The following is a 23004-nucleotide window of genomic DNA, read 5'->3' as shown; positions in this document are numbered from 1 at the left end:
GATTACCTTTCGCGGGCGGCGGCGAGCACCGCCTCGCTCAGGGCGCTGAGGCCCTGGCTGCGCGAGGCGCTGAGCTGGCCGCGCAGCCCCAGCTCGTCGAACAGCGCCAGCGGATCCTGCGCCAGGATCCCGGCGCGGGTTTTTCCTTCCACGGCGGTTAAAAGTACCGCCAGCAGACCGCGCACAATCCTTCCTTCGCTGTCGCCAAAGAAGTGCAGCCTGCCCTCGGCGTCCTCCTCATAGCCCAGCCAGACGCGGTTCTCACAGCCGGCAATCTCATGGGCCTGCGCTTTGCGCTCGTCGGTCAGCGTCGGCAGCTTTTTGCCCAATAAAATCAGCTGACGGTATTTATCCTCCCACTGGTTCAGCGGGGCGAAGATCTGGCGCAGCGTAGCGTCGGTAATGGTTGTGCCGAAGGGGTGCAGAGTTGTCATTAATCCACCAGAATTTCCAGGGCGCGATCCAGCGCGTGGACCAGCGCCGCAACATCGTCTTGGGTATTGTAGGGGGCGAAAGAGGCCCGCAGGGTGCCGCTGACCCCTAAGGCCGCCAGCAGCGGCTGGGCGCAGTGTTGTCCGGCGCGCAGGGCAATGCCGGACTCCGCCAGCAGCGTCAACAGATCGCTGTGATGAATACCCTCAAATTCAAAGGCCAGCAGGCTTGACTGCTGGCAGCGGAAAGAGCGGAAGCCCGGCCGTTTCGCCAGTTCCTCTTCCGCCAGGCTCGCCAGACTGCGGCTCCAGTTTTCCGCCTGGCCGATATCGCTCTGCGCCAGCCACTCCAGCGCGGCGCTGAGGCCGATAACCCCGGCGACATTCGGCGTACCGGCCTCGAGGCCATAGGGGGCCGGCTGCGGCGTAAAGCCGTCAAAGCTGACCTCGGCGATCATTTTCCCGCCGCCGAGCCAGGGCGACATCGCTGCCAGCAGCTCGCTTTTGCCGTACAGGGCGCCGATCCCGGTCGGGCCATACAGCTTATGGCCGGAAAAGGCGTAAAAATCGATATCCAGCGCCTGCACGTCAGCGGGGAAATGCACCGCCCCCTGGGCGCCATCGACCATCACCACCATCCCGGCGGCGTGGGCAAGGCGGATAGCCTGGGCCAGGTCCGGGCAGCCGCCGGTGACGTTGGACATCTGGCCGATGGCCAGCACCCGGCTGCGCGGGGTAATCAGCGCGCTGAGGCTGGCGATATCCGGCAGACGGTCGGCGCCAAGCGGCAGTTTGACCACTCTGGCGCCGGTCTGCCCGGCCACCATCAGCCAGGGCACGAGGTTGGCATGATGCTCGGCTTCGCTAACGATAATTTCATCGCCAGGCTGCAGGCGCGGCCGGACGTAGCTCTGCGCCACCATATTGATGGCCTCGGTGGTCCCCCGCGTCCAGACGATATCTTTGCCGGACGGGGCGTTAAGCCACGCCGCCACGCGATCGCGGGCCGCCTCGTAGCGCTCGGTCAGCCGCTGGGCGGCGGCGAACTGGCTGCGATGGACATTGCCGGCGCTCAGGCGATAAAACTGGTCGCTGGCGTCGATCACCGCCAGCGGTTTGAGCGCTGTCGCCGCGCTGTCGAGATAGACGCCGGCATCGGCCAGAGCCGGAAACTGCGCGCGAAAGTGCGCCGGGTTGAATGCGTTCATGGAATTCCTCGTATCAATACCGCGATCGTCGCGCAATTTGCCGGGCGTGACAAGGTCTCTGCGTCCTGTGGAATTGTCCGAATGTGACTCCACGTCGGTCAAAGAGGGTTATGCTGAAAAGTGTTGGGTTTGTGTTTTAACCTATTACTTAACGAGTTACGAATAGTATAAATAGCCGTAAGGAGAGAAGAATGAAAATGACTAAGGCCGCTGCGATTATCTCTGCCTGTATGCTGACTTTAGGCCTGAGCGCCTGTTCCTCTAACTATGTGATGCATACCAACGATGGGCGGACCATCGTTACCGACGGGAAACCGCAAACCGATAATGACACTGGCATGATCTCGTATAAAGACGCGTGGGGCAACAAACAGCAGATCAATCGCTCTGACGTGAAACAACTGGGTGAACTGGACGAGTAAGGCAGTAAAAAGGCAAAAAAAAGCACCGCGCGTTGCGGTGCTACATTAAATCACTATGGACAGACAGGGTAAATGTACAGGAAGTGAAAAGGGGTAGCTTTGCTACCAGGGTCTGCAAAAACAGACCAATTGCAAACACAACAACACAACATCACAACCGTAAGCCAAAAGCTTGATGGAACACGCATTCCAAAAAAAGCTTCTCGTTCCGGCTCAGGAAGTGCCGCCACTATAGGTATTTGCTGGTAGAACCTCAACGGACAATTTATAATGGCTCAGATAAAAAAAACTAATAGGTTAATCATTGTTTCCTATTTGTTAAATTGAGTTAACATCTAAGCCAGAATAACCATGTCGAAGCGATTACCACCTCTGAATGCATTACGTGTTTTTGATGCAGCCGCACGTCATCTCAGCTTCACTCGGGCAGCCGATGAGCTTTTTGTGACGCAGGCCGCAGTCAGCCATCAAATCAAGTCTCTCGAGGATTTTCTGGGCCTTAAGCTGTTCCGTCGGCGCAATCGTTCGCTGCTGTTAACGGAAGAAGGGCAGAGCTATTTTCAGGATATTAAAGAGATTTTTTCGCAACTGACGGAAGCGACGCGTAAACTGCAGGCGCGCAGCGCCAAAGGGGCATTAACGGTCAGTTTATTGCCAAGTTTCGCCATTCAGTGGCTGGTGCCAAGACTCACAAGCTTTAACTCAGCTTATCCGGGAATCGACGTCAGGATCCAGGCGGTGGACCGTCAGGAGGATAAGCTGGCGGACGATGTCGATGTGGCGATTTTTTATGGCCGCGGCAACTGGCCGGGCCTGCGTGTGGAAAAATTGTACGCCGAGTATCTGCTGCCGGTCTGTTCCCCGCTCTTGCTCACCGGCGACAAAGCATTGAAAACGCCTGCCGATCTGGCGCAACATACCCTGCTTCACGATGCGTCCCGCCGCGACTGGCAAACTTATACCCGTCAGCTTGGTCTAAGCCATATTAATGTGCAGCAGGGGCCGATTTTCAGCCATAGCGCGATGGTGCTGCAGGCGGCCATTCACGGGCAGGGCGTGGCGCTGGCCAACAACGTCATGGCGCAGTCCGAAATTGAAGCCGGTCGTCTGGTGTGTCCGTTTAATGATGTTCTGGTCAGTAAGAATGCGTTTTACCTTGTTTGCCATGACAGTCAGGCAGAACTGGGTAAAATAGCCGCTTTCCGGCAGTGGATCCTGGCGAAAGCGGCAAGTGAACAAGAAAAATTCCGCTTTCGTTATGAACAATAATTACTTGTAGGGTAACAACATGACCAGCCGTTTTATGCTGATATTCGCCGCGATTAGCGGCTTTATCTTTGTGGCTCTGGGCGCCTTTGGCGCGCATGTCTTAAGTCAATCGCTCGGCGCGGCGGAGATGGCCTGGATCCATACCGGCCTGGAGTATCAGGCCTTCCATACCCTGGCGATTTTTGGTCTGGCGGTGGCGATGCAGCGTCGGATCAGTATCTGGTTCTACTGGAGCAGCGTATTTCTGGCGTTAGGGACCGTGCTGTTCAGCGGCAGCCTCTATTGTCTGGCGCTCTCTCATTTACGTCTGTGGGCGTTCGTGACCCCGGTGGGCGGCGTAAGCTTCCTCGCCGGTTGGGTTTTAATGTTAATTGGTGCAATTCGTCTGAAACGTAAGGGCGTTGTTCATGAATAAGGTTGTCCTCTATTGTCGCCCTGGTTTTGAGAAAGAGTGCGCAGCAGAAATTACCGATAAGGCAGCCCGCCTTGAGGTGTTTGGTTTTGCCCGGGTCAAAGAAGACTCTGGCTATGTAATTTTTGAAGGTTATCAGCAGGACGACGGCGAGAAGCTGGTGCGCGATCTGCCGTTCAGCTCGCTGATTTTCGCCCGTCAGATGTTTGTGGTCGGCGAACTGCTGCGCGACCTGCCGCCGGAGGATCGCATAACCCCGATCGTCGGCATGCTGCAGGGCGTGGTGGAGAAGGGTGGCGAGCTGCGTGTGGAAGTGGCGGATACCAACGAAAGCAAAGAGCTGATGAAGTTCTGCCGCAAGTTTACGGTGCCGTTACGCGCGGCGCTGCGCGAGGCGGGCGTGCTGACCAACTATGAAACGCCAAAGCGACCGGTGGTGCATGTGTTCTTTATCGCACCCGGCTGCTGCTATACCGGCTACTCATACAGCAACAACAACTCACCGTTCTATATGGGCATTCCGCGGCTGAAGTTTCCCTCCGACGCCCCGAGCCGTTCCACCCTCAAGCTGGAAGAGGCGTTCCACGTCTTTATTCCGGCGGACGAGTGGGACGAGCGTCTGGCGAACGGCATGTATGCCGTCGATCTCGGCGCCTGCCCGGGCGGCTGGACCTATCAGCTGGTGAAGCGCAACATGTGGGTCTCTTCGGTCGATAACGGCCCGATGGCCCAGAGCCTGATGGATACCGGCCAGGTGACCTGGCTGCGCGAAGACGGTTTCCGCTATCGTCCGAACCGCAACAACATCTCGTGGATGGTCTGCGATATGGTGGAGAAACCGGCGAAGGTGGCGGCGCTGATGGCGCAGTGGCTGGTCAACGGCTGGTGCCGGGAGACCATCTTCAACCTCAAGCTGCCGATGAAAAAGCGCTATGAAGAGGTGTCGCAGAATCTGGCCTATATTCAGGCCCAGCTGGACGAGCACGGCGTTAACGCCCAGATCCAGGCGCGTCAGCTGTATCACGATCGTGAAGAGGTGACCGTTCACGTGCGCCGCCTGTGGGCCGCCGTCGGCGGACGTCGCGACGAGCGTTAATCCTTCCCCCTCAGGCCGGAGACGCGTGCGCGTCCTCCGGCCTTCCCCTTAAGGCTGCGGCGCATCCGACACAATATGCGTCACGTCATCCAGATGACCAATCCTCGCCTCGCCGGAGCGGTTGAACTTGCTTTTGTCGATCAGCAGTAGCGACTGCGCCGCCCGCTTAAGCAGGATCGATTTGAAGTCGGCATTGAACGCATTGGAGTCCCACAGCGCGCCCTGCGGGTCGATGCCTTCGCAGGAAAAAATAAACAGATCGATCTCCAGCGATTTCAGCTGGGAAATCAGCGCCGGGTTCACGTAGCAGCCATATTTCCGCTGCAGAGTGCCGCCGGAGCAGGTGAGCGTGATCTGGTCGCGTTTGGCCAGCTCCTGGCAGATGGGCTGGCTGTTGGTAAAGACGTGCAGCGGGCGGTCCGGCAGCTGGCGGGCGAGATACCAGCAGGTGGAGCTGGCATCGAGGGCGATCACCATCCCTTCGTCAATCCAGGCCAGCGCTTCGCGGGCGATGTCGGCTTTATGCGCGTAATGGCTTTTCAGGCGCATGTGGAAAGGATCGCCGCTGTCCTGGCTGCGCTGGTGGATCACTTTGGCCCGGCCGTGGTTACGCAGCACTTTGCCCTGCGCCTGCAGCTCGCTCAGATCGCGGCGAATAGTTTCCCTGCTGACGTTGAGCTGTTTTGACAACGTTTCGGTGGTCAGGCTGCTGTGGGTGATCAGGAGATCGACGATCGCCTGCTGGCGGGCTGCTTTCATTTATTCTCATCCCATCATTGATTGAGCGTCTGCATCAGGCAGACGCTCCGGCATGAGATTACGGCGTGACTCCTTTTTTTAAAAGGATATTTCCGTACTTAGCGCACTCTCCTGTGATAACGATCGCAAAGGCTTTTTGCGCCCGGTCGTAGAAGGCAAAGCGGTCAATCCGCACGATATCCGGGCAGGGGGCCTGCGCCGAGAGCGCCTGCCGATAGCGCTGTTCCACCGTCGGGTCGAGCGCATCGCCTTCGACGGCGGCCATCATCACCACCGGCGGCGCATAGCTGTCTAATTCGAACAGCGGGATAATCGCCTGCAGCAGATCGCTGACTCGCAGGCCATCGGCGCGGATCACCTGCGGCCCCATGCTGTGCGCCGGGAAATGGGCATCGGAAAAAATGATTTCATCCCCATGGCCCATTTCGGCCAGCACTTTCAGCAGTTCCGGCGATATCAGCGGGGAAATGGTTTTGAGCATCTCAGGCTTCCTCTATCAGTTCAGGTTCAGTTTGCGGCCAGAAATAGCGGTAGCGGTACGCGACCTGCGCTCTGGCCTGTTCTGGCGAAGAGAACTCGCCCACGCCATACCAGCCAAACATCGCCGCGCCGGCCACGGTGGTTTCGGCATCGTCGAGGACTTTGATCGGTATCCCGAGTCGGTTGGCCTTGATCTGGTTCCATAGCGCGTTGCGGCTGCCGCCGCCCACCAGCAGCAGCTCTTTCGCCCTGAAGCCGCCGATTTTTTCCAGGGTTTGCAGATGCTGCGCCAGCTGATCGCTTAACCCCTCCAGCGCGGCGCGGTAAAAATGGCCGCGGGTGGTGTTGAGCGTGACGCCCTGCCAGCCGGCGTGCTGGCTGGCGAGCAGGTCGCACTGCATCCTGACGCCCTGGGCGCCGGGCGGGATCGCCTGCGCTTCGTCAATCAGCGTCTGCCATGGGGTGTCAGCGCTCCACAGCAGTTTGCGCACCCACTCGAGCACGCCGGAGGCCAGCCACTGCATCCCCGGGTTATAGCGGCCCGGCTGGCTGTCCAGCTCGCAGGTGGAGCCGCTGTAGTCACAGAGCAGCGAGGTGTCGACCTGCGCGCTGCGTACCATCAGGATCTCCCAGGTCCCGGAGGAGAGCACCGGCTCATCCTGCCCGGCGCCGGCGCCAAACAGAGCGAACTGGGTGTCATGCCCGGCCGAGATAACCGGGATCCCGACGGGGAGGCCCAGCAGCGCAGCGGCCTCCGGCAGCAGGGCGCCGATCGGCTGGCCTGCTTCAACCAGCCGCGGGAACAGGCGGCGCGGCAGGCCGGTCGCCTGCAGGATCGGCGCGCTGAAATCGCGCTGCCGGAGATCGAGCATCTGGCTGGTGCCCGCCATGGTGAGGTCGGTGGTGAACTCCCCGGTCAGCCGATGGTTGATCAGCGATGAAATAAACAGCCAGGCATGGGCCTGCGCCAGCAGCTGCGGGTGGTTCTCTTTCAGCCACACCAGCTTATACAGGGTGTTGAACGCAAACGCGCCGACGCCGGCTATCCGCTGCAGCTGGCGCGCGGGCATATACTGGCTGATATTCTCCATCACCGCCGCGGTGCGCGGGCATTTCCAGCTGATGATCGGATACAGCAGGGCGCCCTGCTCATCCACCAACGCGCCATCGACGCCAAAGGTCGTGACGGTGATGCCGCGCACCGTGCAGGAGGCCAGCTGGTCATGGATCTGCCGACAGCAGTCGGCAAAGCGCTGCATAATGGCCTCCAGCGATCACTGGTGCCAGTCGCTTTTTTCCGCCGCGATGTCGCTGGCGTTCGCCGTTGCGGCGCGGGCGATAATGTTCCCTTGTCGATCCACGGCCATCGCCCGCACGTTCGTGGCGCCGCAGTCGAGGACCAGGATAACGTCTTGCTTCATAGTGACTCCCGAAACAACATTGCCGGATGGCGCAGCGCTTATCCGGCCTACAGACCGCGCGCGTCTGTAGGCCAGGTAAGCCTGCTCCTCCGGGCGAAACCAACCTGTTAACGCTTATACAGCGGCCCGTAGTTCTGGCAGGCGCGGTAGTCCTGGCCCTCGATATCCATGCCGTGCGCGGCCCAGGCGGAAGGGCGATAGATTTTCGCCTCTTCCACGTTGTGCATGCAGACCGGAATGCGCAGCATGGCGGCGAGGGTAATGAAATCTGCGCCAACGTGGCCGATGGTCAGCACGCCGTGGTTGGCGCCCCAGTTGGCCATCACCGAGTACACATCGCTGAACGGGCCCTTGCCGGTCAGGCGTGGGGCAAACCAGGTGGTGGGCCAGGTGGAGTTGGTGCGGGCGTCGAGCTGGTCGTGCATCGCTTTGGGCAGCGCTACGCTCCAGCCTTCGGCAATTTGCAGCACCGGCCCCAGACCTTTGATGATGTTCACCCGGGTCATGGTGAACGGCACGCCGCCTTCGGTCAGGAAGCGGGAAGAGAAGCCGCCGCCGCGGAAGTATTCGTGGATCGCCGGGCACCATTCGGTCGCCGCGAGGCAGGCATCCGCCTCGCTCTGCTCAATCTCCCAGTGGGGTTTCATCGTCGGATTGCCCTGCGCGTCGCGCTGCTGGCAGGAGCCGTCCAGCGCCGCAGAGCCGGAGTTAATCAGGTGAATGATGCCGTGCTCCGCCCGCCCGGTGAGCGGCTGCCCGGTGACCCGTTCAACGGCATCCGGCGACCAGTAGGTGCGTACGTCGGCAAACACCTGGGCGGTGCCGGTGAGCTGATGGCCCATCAGCATGGCCACGCCGTTGAGGCTGTCGTTTTCGGTAGCGACGACAAACGGTTCGCGCACCCCGTTCCAGTCAAAAGAGCTGTTGAGCAGCGCTTCGGCGGTATCGCCATTGGGGTATTGATCGGTCCAGTGGCGCTGACCCTGGAAACCGGCGGCGATGGCGTTGTAGCCCAGCGACTCCTCCACCAGTCCTTTTTCTGCGAGCTTCGGGTTACCCTGCATCATGTCGCGGATGCACATCGCCATCAGCAGGCTCTCTTTCAGCACCGCGCGGCTCTGCGTTTCATTGCGCTTATACTGCTCAGCGTTCTGATCTTCGCCGTAGCGGAAGTGTTTATCCGCCCACGCCAGCGCCATCTCCAGCTCGGTTTCATCATAGATTTTTTGATCGATTCGCCGGCGCAGCTCCGTCATGTCGACAGCCTGCACCTTCATGCCGAGCCAGGACTCAAAAAAGTTGTGGTCGACGATAGATCCGGCGATGCCCATTGAGACGCCGCCCAGCGACAGATAGCTTTTCCCTTTCATACTGGCGACAGCCAGGCCGGCGCGAGCGAAGCGCAACAGCTTTTCTTCGACATCCGCTGGGATCGACGTGTCATCGGCATCCTGCACGTCATGTCCGTAGATGGAGAACGCCGGGATCCCTTTCTGGCTATGGGCCGCCAGCGCTGCGGCCAGATAGACCGCCCCCGGACGCTCGGTGCCGTTAAAGCCCCAGATGGCCTTCGGGCGCAGCGGATCCATGTCGATGGTTTCGCTGCCGTAGCACCAGCAGGGGGTGACGGTGATGGTGACGCCGACGTTCTGGCTGCTGAATTTCTCTTCACAGGCGGCCGACTCGGCCATGCCGGCGATGCAGGTATCGGCAATCACGCACTCCACCCGGGCGCCGCAGGCGTGGCGCAGTTTCTCGCTGATAAGCGCGGCGGTGGCTTTCGCCATGTTCATGGTTTGCGCTTCCAGCGACTCGCGGACCCCCATGCGACGACCATCGATTACCGGACGAATACCGATCTTCGGTAAGCTGATTTTTTTCATTACAGATCCCTCAGGTTATGCGGATAACAGGTTTAGTTCGTCGCCGCTTGTGAACGGAAACGGGCAAAAATAAAGATGATGGCGAAGCACAGCGCCGGGACCAGTTCGGCGGTCGGGATATTGCCGGCGGCGTCGCTGACAAAGCCCATCACCGGGGTAACTATCCCGCCGCCGATAATGGTCATGACGATAAATGACGAGCCATATTTGGTGTCCTGGCCCAGATGCTTAATCCCCAGCGAGAAGATGGTCGGGTACTGAATGGACATAAAGGCGCTGCACAGGGTCAGGGCCAGCAGACCGACGTGGCCGCCGCTGAAGGCGGAGAGCAAGCAGAGCAGCATGGCGATAAACGCATAGATAGCGAGCACGTTGTGCGGCGCGAAGCGGCGGATAAGCCAGGTGCCGGTAAAACGGCCGATAAAGAAGCAGACCATGGTGGCGGTCAGGTAGTTGGCGGCGAAACCGGCCGTCATGCCCGGGATCTCTTCGATAGCGTAGCGAATCAGGTAGCTCCAGCAGGCGGTTTGCGCGCCGACGTAGCAGAACTGGGCCAGTACCGCCCAGCGCCAGTGGCGGATGCGCATCAGGCGCGTCAGCGAAGCGAAAAAAGTGCTCTGCGCGCTGTCGCTGTGGTCATCGCTTTGCAGGGAGGGGAAGCGGGTGCAGACGATCAGCAGGGCGACCAGCAGGACAATGGCCACGATAATCATATAGGGGGTTTGTACCGACAGGACCAGACTGTGCTTCCAGGCGCTGAGCTGTTCCGGCGTCATTTTATCCAGCACCTCCTGCGGCTGATGCGGGACGTTAGACAAAATAAGACTCTGGCCAAATACCACGGCAATAATGGCGCCGAATGAGTTAAAGGTCTGGGCCAGATTAAGGCGGAAGTGACCGCCGCTTTCCGGACCGAGGACGGTGACAAACGGGTTGGCCGCGGTTTCCAGACAGCCAAGCCCGGCAGCGATAATAAATAATCCAATGAGAAATAAGGTGTAATTCATCACTTCGGCGGCAGGCCAGAACAGCGCGGCGCCGCAGGCATATAAAAACAGACCCGTAAGGATGCCGGCTTTGTAGCTGAATTTTTTCATCAACATCCCGGCGGGGATGGGAATAATAAAATAGCCAAAGTAAAAGGCCGATTGAATTAATCCGGCCTGGAAGTTAGTCAGGGTAAAGGCCTGTTGAAATTGCGGTAATAAAATATCATTCAGATTATTAGCCACGGCCCACAGAAAAAAGAGGGAGCACAGCAGAGCGAAAGGAATAATGTAGCTCTTACTCTGCCCGCTCTCCATGGCGCGGTAACTTTGCGTTGGTATCGTTGTGTTTCCCATAGCGTCCTCATCAGTTCAGAAGCATTTACAACAGCATTCAGGGCGCAGTCTGGTGCTGCAGCAGACCGCAAAATTAAGTGAGCTCAGGTGACGCGCCGGTGAGTGAAATGAAAGTCACGGCGGAACTCATGGCTTCATTTTCAAATAAAAACCGTCTGTTAATATGATGATGGTCACACTTAACGTACTGTGGGCCATTTTATGTGATTATTGTCACTTTAATTTTTCAAAAACGCTGACCGTTTGAGAAAATAAATTCACAAAACCACAACGCTAATGACCGAATGAATATATATCGTGGAAAACGGGCAAATGTTACAAAGAAATAAAATGCCCGCTTGATGAAATATTATTAAGAACGGGCATTTTAATCTCTCTCGTAATGGGTATGGTTGCTTTATTCATGGCGGAATAATTGACGCGGCTCACAAAAAATAATCATGAAAATTCCCCTTTGAATATTCAGGTTGATGATGAAGACCATTATTCACCCTATCCCACGGTAGCCGACGATATTTCTGTTGCCCTGCCGTTGATGGATGATGAGTCACCAAAAGAGGAACGCAATGGAAAGAAACAGACTGGCCCGGCAGATTATCGATACCTGCCTGGAAATGACCCGCCTGGGGTTAAATCAGGGGACCGCCGGCAATGTCAGCGTGCGCTATCAGGGAGGAATGCTGATCACCCCTACCGGTATCCCATATGAAAAGCTGACGGAAGACAAGATCGTCTTTATTGATGCCGACGGCCAGCATGAGCAGGGAAAACTGCCCTCCAGCGAATGGCGTTTTCATCAGGCGGCCTACCAGACGCGACCCGATGCCCAGGCGGTGGTCCACAATCACGCTGTCCATTGTACGGCGGTGTCGATCCTCAACCGGCCCATCCCGGCCATCCACTATATGATCGCCGCGGCCGGCGGGAATTCGATCCCCTGCGCGCCCTATGCCACCTTCGGCACCCGCGAACTGTCTGAGCATGTCGCGGTGGCGCTGAAGCACCGCAAAGCCACGCTGCTGCAGCATCACGGCCTGATCGCCTGCGAGGCCAGCCTGGATAAAGCGCTCTGGCTGGCGCATGAAGTGGAGGTCCTGGCCCAGCTCTACCTCAGTACGCTGGCGATTACCGACCCGGTCCCGGTGCTGGATGACGAGGCGATCGCTATCGTGCTGGAGAAGTTCAAAACCTACGGATTACGCATTGAAGAGTGATGCCGCAACGCTAACAGGAGAGCCACGATGGCAAACAGAATGATCCTCAATGAAACGGCATGGTTTGGCCGGGGGGCGATAAACGCATTAACCGATGAAGCGGTGCGGCGCGGCTATCGTAAAGCATTGATCGTCACCGACTGCACTCTCGCCCGCTGCGGCGTGGCGGCGAAAGTCACCGACAAACTGGATGCCGCCGGGCTGGCATGGGATATATTCAGCGACGTGATCCCTAACCCGACCATCGCCGTGGTCCAGCAGGGGCTGCAGGCCTTTCAACGCAGCGGGGCGGATTACCTGATCGCCATCGGCGGCGGTTCGCCGCAGGATACCTGTAAGGCGATCGGTATTATTCAGCGTAACCCGGAATTCGCCGATGTCCGTAGCCTCGAGGGGCTGTCGCCCACCCGTCAGCCCAGCGTGCCGATCTTCGCGGTGCCGACCACCGCGGGTACCGCGGCGGAGGTGACGATTAACTATGTCATCACCGATGAAGAACAGCGGCGCAAATTCGTCTGCGTCGATCCGCACGATATTCCGCAGGTGGCCTTTATCGATGCCGATATGATGGACGCTATGCCGCCGGCGCTGAAGGCGGCTACCGGCGTGGACGCCCTGACGCATGCTATCGAAGGGTACCTCACTCGCGGCGCCTGGGCTTTGACCGATGCTCTGCACCTCAAGGCCATCGAGATCATCGCCGGCGCGCTGCGCGGCTCGGTTGCCGGCGACGCCGGCGCGGGGGAAGCTATGGCGCTCGGCCAGTATGTGGCGGGGATGGGATTTTCCAACGTTGGGCTTGGCCTGGTACACGGTATGGCGCATCCGCTCGGCGCTTTTTACAACACGCCGCACGGCGTGGCGAATGCCATCCTGCTGCCGCACGTGATGCGCTTTAATGCTGAGGCGACCGGGGAAAAATATCGCGACATCGCCCGGGCGATGGGCGTCAGGGTGGAAGCGTTAAGCCTGACCGCCGCGCGCGAGGCGGCAGTAGAGGCGGTCTGCCAGCTTAACCGCGATGTCGGTATTCCCGGCCATCTGCGCGAGGTGGGCGTCAGGAAAGAGGATATTCCGGCGCTGGCCCAGGCGGCGCTGGCGGATGTGTGTACCGGCGGCAACCCGCGCGAGGCGAGCCTGGCGGATATCGTCGGGTTATATCAGGCGGCCTGGTGATTGCCTGGCCCGGGTAAAGCAGGCCGTTACCCTGCACCGGCGCACCTCTTAACGATGGTCAGCGCGTCAGCCGCAGCTGCTGCAGATTGCCGTCCAGCTGGAGGTCGGTCTGCAGGCGGGCCACCTCCCGGCAGGTGAAGGCCATCTCCTGATGCGCGGCCAGCTTTTTGCGCCACTTCTCCGGGACCTCGGCCAGACGGGCGTACAGCCCCTCCAGGTCCTGAAACTCGTTCAGCAGCTGGGCGGCGCTTTTGGGTCCAATGCCCGCCACGCCCGGCACCTTCGAGCTGCTGATCCCCGCCAGCCCCCAGTAATCCGCCAGCTGCTCCGGGGTGACGCCGAACTCGCTGGCGATGAAGGGGGCGTCCAGCCAGCGCTTCTGAAAGTAGTCGCGGATGCGGATGGTGGGCGACAGCAGCTGGCAGTAGCCTTTGTCGGTGGAGACAATGGTGGCCTGATGGCCCGCCTGGGCCACCTTTACCGCCAGGGTGGCGGCGAGATCGTCTGCTTCGCTGCCCGGCGAGGCCCAGCAGCGGATCCCCCGCTGTTCGAAGGCGGCCCGCAGCGTCGGCATCTCGGCCACCAGCGTCTCCGGCATCGGCGCGCGGCCGGCTTTGTACTCCGGCAGGCGCTGGTGGCGCCAGCCGTGGGCGCGATCCTCATCATCGAACACCGCCACCGCGTGGGTGGGCTGACTGTGGACAATCAGCTGCTCCAGGGCATGCAGGCAGGTATCGACGCAGGGTGAACCCTGCACCGCGTGGATGCGGCGGATTAGATTTAACGCGTCGACGATTAACAGATGAACAGCCACAGATACCCCCTTATTCTCAGCGTCTTTAGGGTAACATCGCCATCAGATCGAGGCTATCTGCGCCTGAACAATCAGGAAGATAACGCGCAAATTTCGCTAACTGACCGCCATCAGCGGTCTGATGACGTCCGGCGCGGGTTCGCCGTACCACACCGCTTCGCGCACCGGGACCGGTTTGGCGATAAGCCCGAGGGCGTAAAAGCGATCGGCGATGGTCTGCTGGGCGCGGATCACCGACAGATCCATCGGCCGCGGGCGATGGCTGCGGCGGGCGAGGGCCATGCTCAGCGACCGGGCGTCGATCCCCAGCTCTGCCGAGAGTAAGCGGGCCGCTTCGCCGCGATGCGAGTCGATAAACTGCCCGGTGTGGGTCAGCTCCGTCAGCAGGCGGCGCATGATATCGCCATGCTGAGCGAGGTAGTCCCGTCGCGAAAGATAAAACTGATGGTTGTTGACCCGGCCTTCGCCGCTGGCGACCACCCGCAGCTCGCCGGTGTGTTCGGCGTCGCTGAGCAGCGGATCCCACATCATCCAGGCGTCAACCGCCAGATAGTCGCTGGCGGTCAGCGGATATTTCGGCGGGGTATAGACCACCCGCACATCGTTCAGACCCAGGCCGGCGTCCTCGAGGATCTGCAGCAGCAGCCAGTGGACATTCGACCCTTTATTGAGGGCGATGCGTTTACCGCGCAGATCGCTGAGCTGGCGAATGTCGCTCCCCTGCGGGACGACCATCGCCACGCTGCGCGGCGCCGGCGGCTCCCACGCCACGTACATCAGTTCGCTATTGCTGGCCTGGGCAAACACCGGCGGCGCTTCTCCGGTGGTGCCGAAGTCGATCTCGTTGCAGGCGAGGGCGTGGAGGAGCTGCGGTCCGGCAGGAAACTCACTCCACAGCACGTTGACGCCGAGGCTGGCGAAGGCGGTTTCCAGGCTCTGACGGGCTTTCAGGATCCCGAGGCTGCCGAAGCGCTGGTAGCCAATGCGCAGTTCGCGATCGGCCCCGGCTGTGTTGGCGAACGCCCGCGGCGGCGCAGGCGGGCGGCGGCGGCTTTTGATCAGCCCGAGGTTAGCGAGCTGGGTGCGCAAGGTATGCCGGCTGATCCCCAACAGCGCGGCCGCCTGGCTCTGGTTATCGTCGCAATGTGCCATGGCGTGGCGAATCAGGGCGCTGGTCACTCGCTGCCACAGCGGCTCGCCGGGAAGCGCCAGCTGGTGGCGAATAAAGTCGTCCAGTTCATGATCGCTCGCCGGCCCCGGGGCGTCGTTGAGCGTCGCCAGGCGCAGCTGGGCAGGACTGATCTCCTCTTCTTTACTGAGCAGCACCGCGTTGTGCAGGGTGTTTTCCAGCTCGCGAATATTGCCCGGCCACGAATAGTCCATCAGCCGGGCCAGTGATTCCGGCGCCAGACGCAGGGTTGGCCGCCCGAGGCGCCGGGCGTAGAGTGATAAAAAGTGGTGCGCCAGCAGCGGGATATCCTGCCGACGCTGGCGCAGCGGCGGCAGCGGCACCACCGCGATATTCAGTCGATAGTAGAGATCCTCGCGAAAGCGGCGCTCGCGGATCGCCTGGGCCAGGTCAACGTGGGTGGCGGCAATCACCCGGACATTCACTTTAATCGCTTTGCGTGAGCCGACGCGGGTAATTTCACGCTCCTGCAGCACTCGCAGCAGCTTGACCTGCAGCGGCAGGCTTAATTCGCCGATCTCGTCCAGCAGCAGCGTCCCCCCTTCCGCGGCTTCAAACCAGCCGGGCTGTCCCTGCTGCGCGCCGGTGAAGGCGCCTTTCTCATGGCCGAACAGTTCAGCTTCGGCGAGGCTCTCGGTCAGCGCGCCGCAGTTAACGGCCAGAAACGGCTGCTGGCGACGGGCGCTGTGATGATGGAGATAGCGGGCCACCACCTCCTTGCCGGTGCCGGTTTCGCCCACGATCAGCACGGTCGCCTCCGTTGGCGCGAGTTTGTCCAGCAGGCTCTGGAAGGCCTTCGACGCCGGGTCGATCAGCGCGGGAGCGGTGGAAGGGGATTCTGGGTTCAGCATAGCGGGCCTCCGATCGTTGACGCTCTGAACTTATCCTGCGGCGGCCGCAGAAACCAGAGGGGGAAGGCCCGCGGCTGTTGCAAATGCGCCAGCGGATGCGCGGCGGCTGCGCGATTTGCAACAGCGCGGCGCGGCGAAGCCGTTTTCAGTGCATTGATTTTAAAAGATTAATTTTTTACTCACCATTGGCATGATTATCGCTAACACCCATATAACCAAATTAAAACATCTCTTCGATAAATATCGGATATGGTTATATAGGAAATAGATAATGACGCAGCAAGCTCCCGACAAGATCAATGTCTTCTGGTTCTTACCTACCCACGGCGATGGCCGTTATCTGGGTACCACCGAGGGTGGACGCCCGGTCGATTTACCTTATCTGCAGCAGGTGGCGCTGGCAGCCGACAGCCTGGGCTACTACGGCGTGCTGATCCCCACCGGTAAAAGCTGTGAAGATTCGTGGCTGGTGGCCTCGGCGCTGGCGCCGTTGACCCGCCGTCTGCGCTATCTGGTGGCGGTCAGGCCGGGCCTGCAGCCGCCAACCCTGGCGGCGCGGATGGCGGCCACCCTCGACCGTTTATCGGAAGGTCGGCTGCTGATCAACGTCGTTACCGGCGGCGACCCGGTGGAAAACAAAGGCGACGGTATCTTCCTCAGCCACAGCGAGCGCTATCAGGTGACCCGCGAATTTCTTGATATTTACACCCGCCTGCTGCGCGGGGAAAAAGTGGATTATCACGGCGAGCATATTCACGTGGAAGGCGCTGAGGTGTTGTTCCCGCCGGTGCAGGAGAATGGCCCGCCGCTCTATTTCGGCGGCTCTTCTGATGCGGCCATTGATGTGGCGGCCGAGCAGATCGACAGCTATCTGACGTGGGGCGAACCCCCGGAACTGGTGGCGGAGAAGCTGGCGGTGGTGCGCGAGCGCGCCGCGGCCCGCGGACGCACCCTGCAGTACGGCATTCGTCTGCACGTCATTGTGCGCGAAACGGAAGAAGAGGCATGGGCCGCCGCCGACCGGCTGATCGCCCATCTTGACGACGATACCATTGCCCAGGCGCAAAAGATCTTCGCCCGCATGGACTCGGCCGGCCAGGCGCGGATGAGCGCCCTGCATCAGGGATCGCGCGATAATCTGCGCATTGCGCCCAATCTGTGGGCCGGCGTCGGACTGGTGCGCGGCGGCGCGGGTACCGCGCTGGTAGGTAATCCGCAGCAGGTAGCGGAACGCATCCGCGAATATCAGGCGCTCGGCATCAGCAACTTTATCTTCTCCGGCTACCCACATCTGGAAGAAGCGCACCGCTTTGCTGAGCTGGTGATGCCTCTGTTGCCGCTGGAAAACGGGGCCTCGTCGAAGGCGCGTAGCGTGAACACCGGTCCGTTTGGCGAAACCATCGGCGGCGATAAGCGCCCGGTGCGCCAGGTCAGCGCCAGCTGATGGCCCGGAGCGCGACCATGAGACAGCATACCGGAGGAGGGCAGCGATGAGTGCAGAACCGCATATCGTGATTATCGGCGGCGGCTTTAGCGGCGCGGCGGTGGCGATTGAGCTGCTGCGCCTGGCGCCGAACGGGGTGCGCGTGACGCTGCTGGAGCCGCGCCAGTCCCCCGGGGCCGGGGTGGCCTACTCCACTGCGGAGCCGACGCACCGGATTAACGTTCCGGCCGCTCGCATGCAGCTGGCCGGCGACGAAGAGGGCGCCTTCGATCATTGGTACCGCCATCAGCCTGCCTTTACCGTCGATGTGCAGGCGCTGCGCCCGGACGGTTCCGTCTACCCTCAGCGCGGCCAGTTTGGTCGCTATGTGGCGCAGCGTTTTGCCGACGCCGCGGCGTCCAGCGGCGGACGGCTTCGCCACCTGCGCGATCGGGCGCTCGCTTTTCATCAGGGGATGGTGACCACCGACGGCGGCCTGCAGCTTAAGGCCGATCTGCTGGTGCTGGCGATCAGTCATCCACCGCCTTCGCTGCCGGCACAGGCCGAAGCCTGGCGTCATCATCCGGCGCTGATTGCCAACCCGTGGCAGCCAGGCGCGCTCGATGCCATCGCCCCGCACGCCCGGGTGGCGGTGATGGGCACCGGATTAACCATGGCCGATACGGTCGCGACGCTGGACCGGCTGGGCCACCGCGGCAGTATCGTCGCCTTTTCGCGCCATGGCCTGCTGTCGCGCGGCAACCTTAGCGGCGCAGGGGCAACCTGGCCTGGCGACTATCAGCAGGGCAGCCTGCGCCAGCGCCTGCGCCAGATCCGCCTCGACGTCGCGTATGCGGCGCAGCAGGGCCTGAGCTGGCAGGTGGTGCTGGATGCGGTTCGTCAGCAGGGGCAACGGATCTGGCAGGCGCTCAGCGTCGCCGATCGCCAGCGTTTTCTGCGCCATCTGCGCCATTACTGGGATGTCCACCGCTACCGCGTGGCGCCGCAGGTCGCCGAGGTGCTGGAGGCGCGCCAGCGCACGGGCAGTCTGCAGGTGCAGGCGGCCAGGCTACTGTCGATAAGCGGTGAAGGCGAAACGCTGCGTCTGACGCTGGCGCGGCGCGGCGGCGGCGTGCAGACGCTGAGCGTCGATCACCTGATCCTGACCACCGGACCCGCACACCGCGCCCTGACCGACAGCCAGCCATTTTTACAGGACCTCGCCCGCCGCGGCCTGATTCGCGCCGATGCCCTCGGCATGGGCCTGGAGGTGGACAGCCGTTCCCGGGCAGTGGCTGAGCCGCACGTTGAGGCGCTGCCGGTGCTGGTGGCCGGTCCGGCCGCCCGCGGGCGTTTTGGCGAACTGATGGGCCTGCCGCAGGTAGCCGACCATGCCGCTGACGTGGCGGCGCAAGCGTTACTCACGCTCGGGATCCCGCAGGACTCCCGATGTCCTGCGTACTGAATACCTCTCTTTCTTTTCCCTGATTCATTTTGCCGCGTGCGCCCCGGCGACGGGCCGCGCTATGGAGATTGCTATGTCATCACAACGTGAAATTCGTCTTAACGCTTTCGATATGAACTGCGTCGGCCATCAGTCGCCGGGCCTGTGGGCGCATCCCCGGGATCGCTCCTGGCAGTATAAAGATCTGGAGTACTGGGTGGATCTGGCGCGGCTGCTGGAGCGCGGCAAGTTCGACGGGCTGTTTATCGCCGACGTGCTGGGGATCTATGACGTGCTGAACGGCAGCGGCGATGCGGCGATCCGCCAGGCGACGCAGGTTCCGGTCAACGATCCGCTGGCTCTGATCACCCCAATGGCGCTGGTGACGGAGCATCTGGGCTTCGGCCTGACCGCCTCGCTGTCGTTTGAGCATCCTTACCCCTTCGCTCGTCGTCTATCGACGCTCGATCATCTGACCAAAGGGCGGGTGGGCTGGAATATCGTCACCTCCTATCTGGAGAGCGGGGCGCGCAATATCGGCCAGCAGACCCAGACCGACCATGACACCCGCTATGACTATGCCGATGAGTATTTGCAGGTGATCTATAAGTTGCTGGAGGGAAGCTGGGAGGATGGGGCGGTGCTGCGCGACAGAGAGCGGAAGATCTTCAGCGATCCGCGGAAAATCCATCCCATTAACCATCAGGGACAGTTCTTTTCCGTGCCGGGGATCCACCTCTGCGAGCCATCCCCGCAGCGCACGCCGGTGCTGTATCAGGCGGGGGCGTCCAGCCGCGGCAAACAGTTCGCCGCCGGCCATGCCGAATGCGTCTTCGTCGCAGCGCCGTCGAAGGTGCTGCTGAAGAAGACGGTGGCGGATATTCGCCGCCGGGCAGCTGAGGCGGGGCGCGATCCGCACAGCATCCTGATCTTCAACCTGCAGACGGTGATTGTCGGCGACACCGACCGCGAGGCACAGGCGAAGTGGCAGGAATATAAGCAGTACGTCAGCTATGAAGGCGCGCTGGCGCTGCTCTCCGGCTGGACGGGGATCGATTTCGGCCAGTATCAGCCGGATCAGGTGCTGAAGTATCTGCACACCAACGCCATTCAGTCGGCGGTGGAGGCCTTTTCGACCGCTGATCCGAACCGCCAGTGGACGGTGCAGGCCCTGGCCGATTGGGCGGGGATCGGCGGCTTCGGTCCGCTGGTGGTTGGCAGCGCGCAAACCGTGGCGGACGAGCTGCAGTCCTGGGTCGAAGAGACGGACGTCGATGGCTTTAACCTCGCCTATGCCGTCACTCACGAAACCTTCCGCGACGTCGTCGAGCTGCTGGTGCCTGAGCTGCAAAAGCGCGGCGTCTTTAAGCAGGAGTACCGCGAGGGGACCCTGCGCGAAAAACTGTTCGGCGGCGGCCCGCGTCTGGCCGCGCCTCACCCGGGCGCCAGCTACCGCCGCGATGCGCGCACGGCGGCATCGGTAGAGGAGAAGGTGACATGATCGCTATTGATGACCTGCATAAAAGTTACCGCACGGCGGATGGCCGGCTCAGCGCGGTGCTGAAAGGGCTGTCGCTGCAGGTGCCTGAGCGCTCCATCACCGCGGTGGTGGGGCCGAGCGGCGCCGGTAAATCAACCCTGGCGCGCTGCATCAGCCTGCTGGAGCAACCGGACAGCGGCAGCATTCGTATCAATGGCCAGGATCTGTCGGCGCTGTCCGGCGAGGCGCTGCGCCGGGAACGGCGGGCGATTGGCACCGTTTTCCAGTCTTCGGCGCTGTTGAGCCGCAGGACCGCCTGGGAGAATGTCGCCCTGCCGCTGGCGTGGCTTGGTGTGGTGGAGCGCGATATCAAGGCGCGGGTTGGCGAGCTGCTGGAGAGCGTCGGCCTGAGCCACAAAGCGGATGCCTGGCCGGCCCAGCTCTCAGGCGGCCAGCGCCAGCGGATCGGCATTGCCCGCGCGCTGGCGCTGCGCCCGTCCGTTCTGCTGGCGGATGAAGCCACCTCCGGCCTCGATCCTCAGGCCACGGCCTCGGTGCTGGCTCTGCTCAAGCGGCTGCGTGATGAGTACCAGCTGGCGATCGTCCTGATTACCCATGAAATGGACGCGGTGCGCACGGCGGCGGATGCGGTGGCGGAGATCCGCGACGGGACGATCGTCCAGTACGGGCGGATCGAAGATCTGCTGGCGCGTCCCGATTCTCTGCTCGGCCAGCAGCTGTTGCCGCTGACGCCGGCGGCAGCTACCCACAGCGATCTGCTGCTGCGTCTGAGCTACCGCTGGGATGTGCCGGTGGCCACCGACTGGATCAGCCGCCTGAGCCAGCAGTGGGCGCTGCAGATCGATCTCCTTGGCGGTCACGTCGAGGTGATTAATGGTCGGCTGGCCGGTCGCCTGCAGGCCGGAGTGCGCTTTCAGGGCGAACGCCTGTCGCCCGCGCGACTGCAGGGCCTGCTGGCGCAGCTCGGCATAACGGCGGAGATCCTCGACAGCGCGCCGTTGCTCAGGGAGGCGGTATGAAACCGACAGTCATCAGTCAGGATACCCCCTGGGGCGAAATCCCTTCGCTGCTGCTCCCCGCCTATGGCGAAACCTGGCTGATGGTGGCCATTGTGATGCTGTTTGTCGTCACGCTGGGAGGGCTGGTGGGGGTGGTGTTGTTTAACGCCTCGCCGCGGGGCTTATTTCCGCACGCACTGCTGTACCGGCTGCTGAACTGGGTGGTCAATATGGGACGTTCGCTGCCGTTTCTGGTGCTGATGGCCGCCATTATCCCGTTCACTTACTGGCTGACCGGCACCACGATTGGCATACCCGCCGCGGTAGTGCCGATGATCGCCGCCGGCGTCCCGTTCTTTGGCCGTCTGGTGGAGAACGCGCTGCGCGAGTTGCCGGCGGAGGTCACCGCGGTGGGGGTCGTCTGCGGCGGGTCGCGCTGGCAAATCATTGCCAGCGCGCAGCTCAGTGAAGCCATGCCCGCGCTGGTGGCGGCGGTGACGCTAAACCTGGTCTCGATGATCGAGTATTCGGCTATCGCCGGGACCATCGGCGCCGGCGGCATCGGCTACCTGGCCGTGGTGTACGGCTATCAGCGCTTCGACAACCACATCATGATCGCGACGATCGTTGCCCTGATCGCCACGATCCAGTTGATTCAATTTTTGGGTGACCGTCTGGTCAACCGTTTACGCCACACGCAGGGGAACCTTGTATGACAACAGAGCAATTTGAGTTACGTAAAGCGCGGCGCTGGCCCTGGCTGGCGGCGCTGGCGGTGATTATCCTGCTCGCCATCGCCTTCTGGTGGTGGCGGGGACATACCCAAAGCCAGCAGGTGGTCTTCGGAAGCACGTTAAAAATTCACTACGAGCCGGCGATGGCCGGCGAGCAGCGGATCATTGAGTATATTAATCAGCATATTGCGCCCGATTACGGTCTGAAACTGGAGGCGGTGGGGGTGCAGGATCCGGTCCAGGCTGACCGCGCGGTAGCGGAAGGTCAGTATGCCGGGACGATCTATCAGCATCAGTGGTGGCTTAAACAGGTGGTGGACGCTAACGGCTTTGCGCTGTCGACCACGGTGCCGGTGTTCCAGTGGGCGTTTGGCATCTATTCCGACCGCTACTCGTCGGTACAGGCGTTGCCCAACGGCGCGACCATTGTCGTGCCTGACGATGGCGCCAATCAGGGGCAGGCCCTGTGGCTGCTCCAGCGCATTGGGTTGATCTCGCTCGACCCGGCGGTGGAGCCGCGCACGGCGAAGCTGAAAAATATTGTCGGTAACCCGCATCAGTTTGTCTTTAAAGAGCTGGATCTGCTGACCATGCCGCGGGCGTTAAATTCGGTGGATGCCGCCATCGGCTATGTCTCGCAATTTGACGCCGGGAAAGTGCCGCGTGAGAAAGGCATATTATTCCCGCCGGCGCCGCGCACCTTTGCTTCGCAATTAGTGATTGGTACACCGTATTTATCGCAGGAAAATATCGTCAAATTAAAACAGGCTTTTTCTGACCCGCGGATCCAGACGTGGTTAAAAACCACCGACGACCCGCTGGTAAAAGACGTATTAGTTCCAGTGTCCGCGGAATAAGCGTCCTGCACGACGTCTATTTTCGTTGTTATTTATTTCCCTTGAGGATGCGTGAAAGCGCGTCCTTTTTGTGCTGGTG

Annotated in this window: 21 protein-coding genes and 1 pseudogene; 13 read left to right on the top strand and 9 right to left on the bottom strand. The window is 61.1% G+C overall.

Annotation, left to right across the window (positions count from 1 at the left end; translation table 11 throughout):
• Positions 1-2 precede the first annotated feature (2 nt).
• Together csdE and csdA are read right to left on the bottom strand one after the other, a co-directional pair.
• Positions 3-434, bottom strand: coding sequence for a cysteine desulfurase sulfur acceptor subunit CsdE (gene csdE / locus HMPREF1024_RS14255; RefSeq protein WP_004142894.1), 432 nt, complete (start codon positions 432-434; stop codon positions 3-5).
• Positions 434-1639 (bottom strand): cysteine desulfurase CsdA, encoded by a 1206-nt coding sequence (csdA, locus tag HMPREF1024_RS14260; RefSeq protein ID WP_009308548.1) that lies wholly within the window; start codon positions 1637-1639, stop codon positions 434-436. Before csdA ends, csdE begins: the two co-directional genes overlap by 1 nt.
• 197 nt (positions 1640-1836) lie before the next feature.
• Between csdA and HMPREF1024_RS14265 the strand changes: the two genes are divergently transcribed.
• The 4 genes from HMPREF1024_RS14265 (at position 1837) to rlmM (ending at position 4838) form a co-directional block, all read left to right on the top strand.
• Positions 1837-2061: a YgdI/YgdR family lipoprotein gene (locus HMPREF1024_RS14265; protein ID WP_002915549.1), complete on the top strand. Its 225-nt coding sequence runs from the start codon at positions 1837-1839 to the stop codon at positions 2059-2061.
• A gap of 351 nt (positions 2062-2412) precedes the next feature.
• Complete coding sequence (gcvA, locus tag HMPREF1024_RS14270) at positions 2413-3330, top strand: glycine cleavage system transcriptional regulator GcvA (protein WP_002915545.1); 918 nt, start codon at positions 2413-2415, stop codon at positions 3328-3330.
• Positions 3331-3349: 19 nt separating this feature from the next.
• Positions 3350-3745, top strand: coding sequence for a DUF423 domain-containing protein (locus tag HMPREF1024_RS14275; protein WP_002915543.1), 396 nt, complete (start codon positions 3350-3352; stop codon positions 3743-3745).
• On the top strand, positions 3738-4838 hold the full coding sequence (rlmM, locus tag HMPREF1024_RS14280) for a 23S rRNA (cytidine(2498)-2'-O)-methyltransferase RlmM (protein ID WP_002915541.1): 1101 nt from the start codon (positions 3738-3740) through the stop codon (positions 4836-4838). Before HMPREF1024_RS14275 ends, rlmM begins: the two co-directional genes overlap by 8 nt.
• 48 nt (positions 4839-4886) lie before the next feature.
• On the opposite strand, the gene fucR is transcribed toward rlmM, so the two are convergent.
• From fucR to fucP, 5 genes and pseudogenes are all read right to left on the bottom strand, one after another.
• The gene (gene fucR / locus HMPREF1024_RS14285; protein ID WP_004142883.1) at positions 4887-5597 is read right to left on the bottom strand and encodes an L-fucose operon activator; all 711 of its coding nucleotides are present in this window, start codon (positions 5595-5597) and stop codon (positions 4887-4889) included.
• Positions 5598-5655: 58 nt separating this feature from the next.
• Complete coding sequence (gene fucU, locus HMPREF1024_RS14290) at positions 5656-6078, bottom strand: L-fucose mutarotase (protein ID WP_002915538.1); 423 nt, start codon at positions 6076-6078, stop codon at positions 5656-5658.
• A gap of 1 nt (position 6079) precedes the next feature.
• A pseudogene (fucK, locus tag HMPREF1024_RS14295) lies at positions 6080-7498 on the bottom strand (L-fuculokinase).
• Between the two features lie 107 nt (positions 7499-7605).
• On the bottom strand, positions 7606-9381 hold the full coding sequence (gene fucI / locus HMPREF1024_RS14300) for an L-fucose isomerase (protein ID WP_002915510.1): 1776 nt from the start codon (positions 9379-9381) through the stop codon (positions 7606-7608).
• A gap of 32 nt (positions 9382-9413) precedes the next feature.
• Positions 9414-10724: an L-fucose:H+ symporter permease gene (gene fucP / locus HMPREF1024_RS14305; RefSeq protein ID WP_004151076.1), complete on the bottom strand. Its 1311-nt coding sequence runs from the start codon at positions 10722-10724 to the stop codon at positions 9414-9416.
• A 566-nt stretch (positions 10725-11290) separates the two neighbouring features.
• On the opposite strand from fucP, the gene fucA reads away from it, so the two are divergent.
• Complete coding sequence (gene fucA / locus HMPREF1024_RS14310; protein WP_009308545.1) at positions 11291-11938, top strand: L-fuculose-phosphate aldolase; 648 nt, start codon at positions 11291-11293, stop codon at positions 11936-11938.
• A gap of 27 nt (positions 11939-11965) precedes the next feature.
• Complete coding sequence (fucO, locus tag HMPREF1024_RS14315; protein ID WP_009308544.1) at positions 11966-13114, top strand: lactaldehyde reductase; 1149 nt, start codon at positions 11966-11968, stop codon at positions 13112-13114.
• Between the two features lie 58 nt (positions 13115-13172).
• On the opposite strand, the gene xni is transcribed toward fucO, so the two are convergent.
• Together xni and HMPREF1024_RS14325 are read right to left on the bottom strand one after the other, a co-directional pair.
• Complete coding sequence (gene xni / locus HMPREF1024_RS14320; RefSeq protein WP_004174615.1) at positions 13173-13928, bottom strand: flap endonuclease Xni; 756 nt, start codon at positions 13926-13928, stop codon at positions 13173-13175.
• 96 nt (positions 13929-14024) lie between these two features.
• Positions 14025-15968 carry a sigma-54-dependent Fis family transcriptional regulator gene (locus tag HMPREF1024_RS14325; protein ID WP_009308543.1) on the bottom strand — a complete coding sequence of 648 codons (1944 nt, stop codon included), beginning with the start codon at positions 15966-15968 and terminating at the stop codon, positions 14025-14027.
• 77 nt (positions 15969-16045) lie between these two features.
• Here HMPREF1024_RS14325 and HMPREF1024_RS31285 point away from each other — a divergent pair, with 77 nt between their 5' ends.
• The 7 genes from HMPREF1024_RS31285 to HMPREF1024_RS14355 all read left to right on the top strand — a co-directional run bounded on the left by HMPREF1024_RS31285 (position 16046) and on the right by HMPREF1024_RS14355 (position 22925).
• The gene (locus HMPREF1024_RS31285; protein WP_004219275.1) at positions 16046-16162 is read left to right on the top strand and encodes a hypothetical protein; all 117 of its coding nucleotides are present in this window, start codon (positions 16046-16048) and stop codon (positions 16160-16162) included.
• A 77-nt stretch (positions 16163-16239) separates the two neighbouring features.
• On the top strand, positions 16240-17412 hold the full coding sequence (gene ssuD / locus HMPREF1024_RS14330; protein ID WP_004142863.1) for an FMNH2-dependent alkanesulfonate monooxygenase: 1173 nt from the start codon (positions 16240-16242) through the stop codon (positions 17410-17412).
• A gap of 46 nt (positions 17413-17458) precedes the next feature.
• Positions 17459-18856 (top strand): FAD/NAD(P)-binding protein, encoded by a 1398-nt coding sequence (locus HMPREF1024_RS14335; RefSeq protein WP_004149578.1) that lies wholly within the window; start codon positions 17459-17461, stop codon positions 18854-18856.
• Positions 18857-18929: 73 nt separating this feature from the next.
• Entirely contained in the window at positions 18930-20336 is a 1407-nt protein-coding gene (locus HMPREF1024_RS14340; RefSeq protein ID WP_002915313.1) for an LLM class flavin-dependent oxidoreductase, read from the top strand.
• Complete coding sequence (locus tag HMPREF1024_RS14345; protein WP_004174621.1) at positions 20333-21355, top strand: methionine ABC transporter ATP-binding protein; 1023 nt, start codon at positions 20333-20335, stop codon at positions 21353-21355. Before HMPREF1024_RS14340 ends, HMPREF1024_RS14345 begins: the two co-directional genes overlap by 4 nt.
• Complete coding sequence (locus tag HMPREF1024_RS14350) at positions 21352-22050, top strand: methionine ABC transporter permease (protein ID WP_002915267.1); 699 nt, start codon at positions 21352-21354, stop codon at positions 22048-22050. Before HMPREF1024_RS14345 ends, HMPREF1024_RS14350 begins: the two co-directional genes overlap by 4 nt.
• Positions 22047-22925: a MetQ/NlpA family ABC transporter substrate-binding protein gene (locus HMPREF1024_RS14355; RefSeq protein WP_002915265.1), complete on the top strand. Its 879-nt coding sequence runs from the start codon at positions 22047-22049 to the stop codon at positions 22923-22925. The genes HMPREF1024_RS14350 and HMPREF1024_RS14355 overlap by 4 nt, the downstream gene beginning before the upstream one ends.
• The last annotated feature ends 79 nt before the right edge of the window (positions 22926-23004 follow it).

Origin of the sequence: Klebsiella sp. 4_1_44FAA (genome assembly GCF_000238715.1) — a bacterium.
GTDB lineage: Bacteria > Pseudomonadota > Gammaproteobacteria > Enterobacterales > Enterobacteriaceae > Klebsiella > Klebsiella pneumoniae.
Note: the sequence above shows the minus strand (reverse complement) of the source record. Positions and strands in the feature narration are given on the sequence as shown.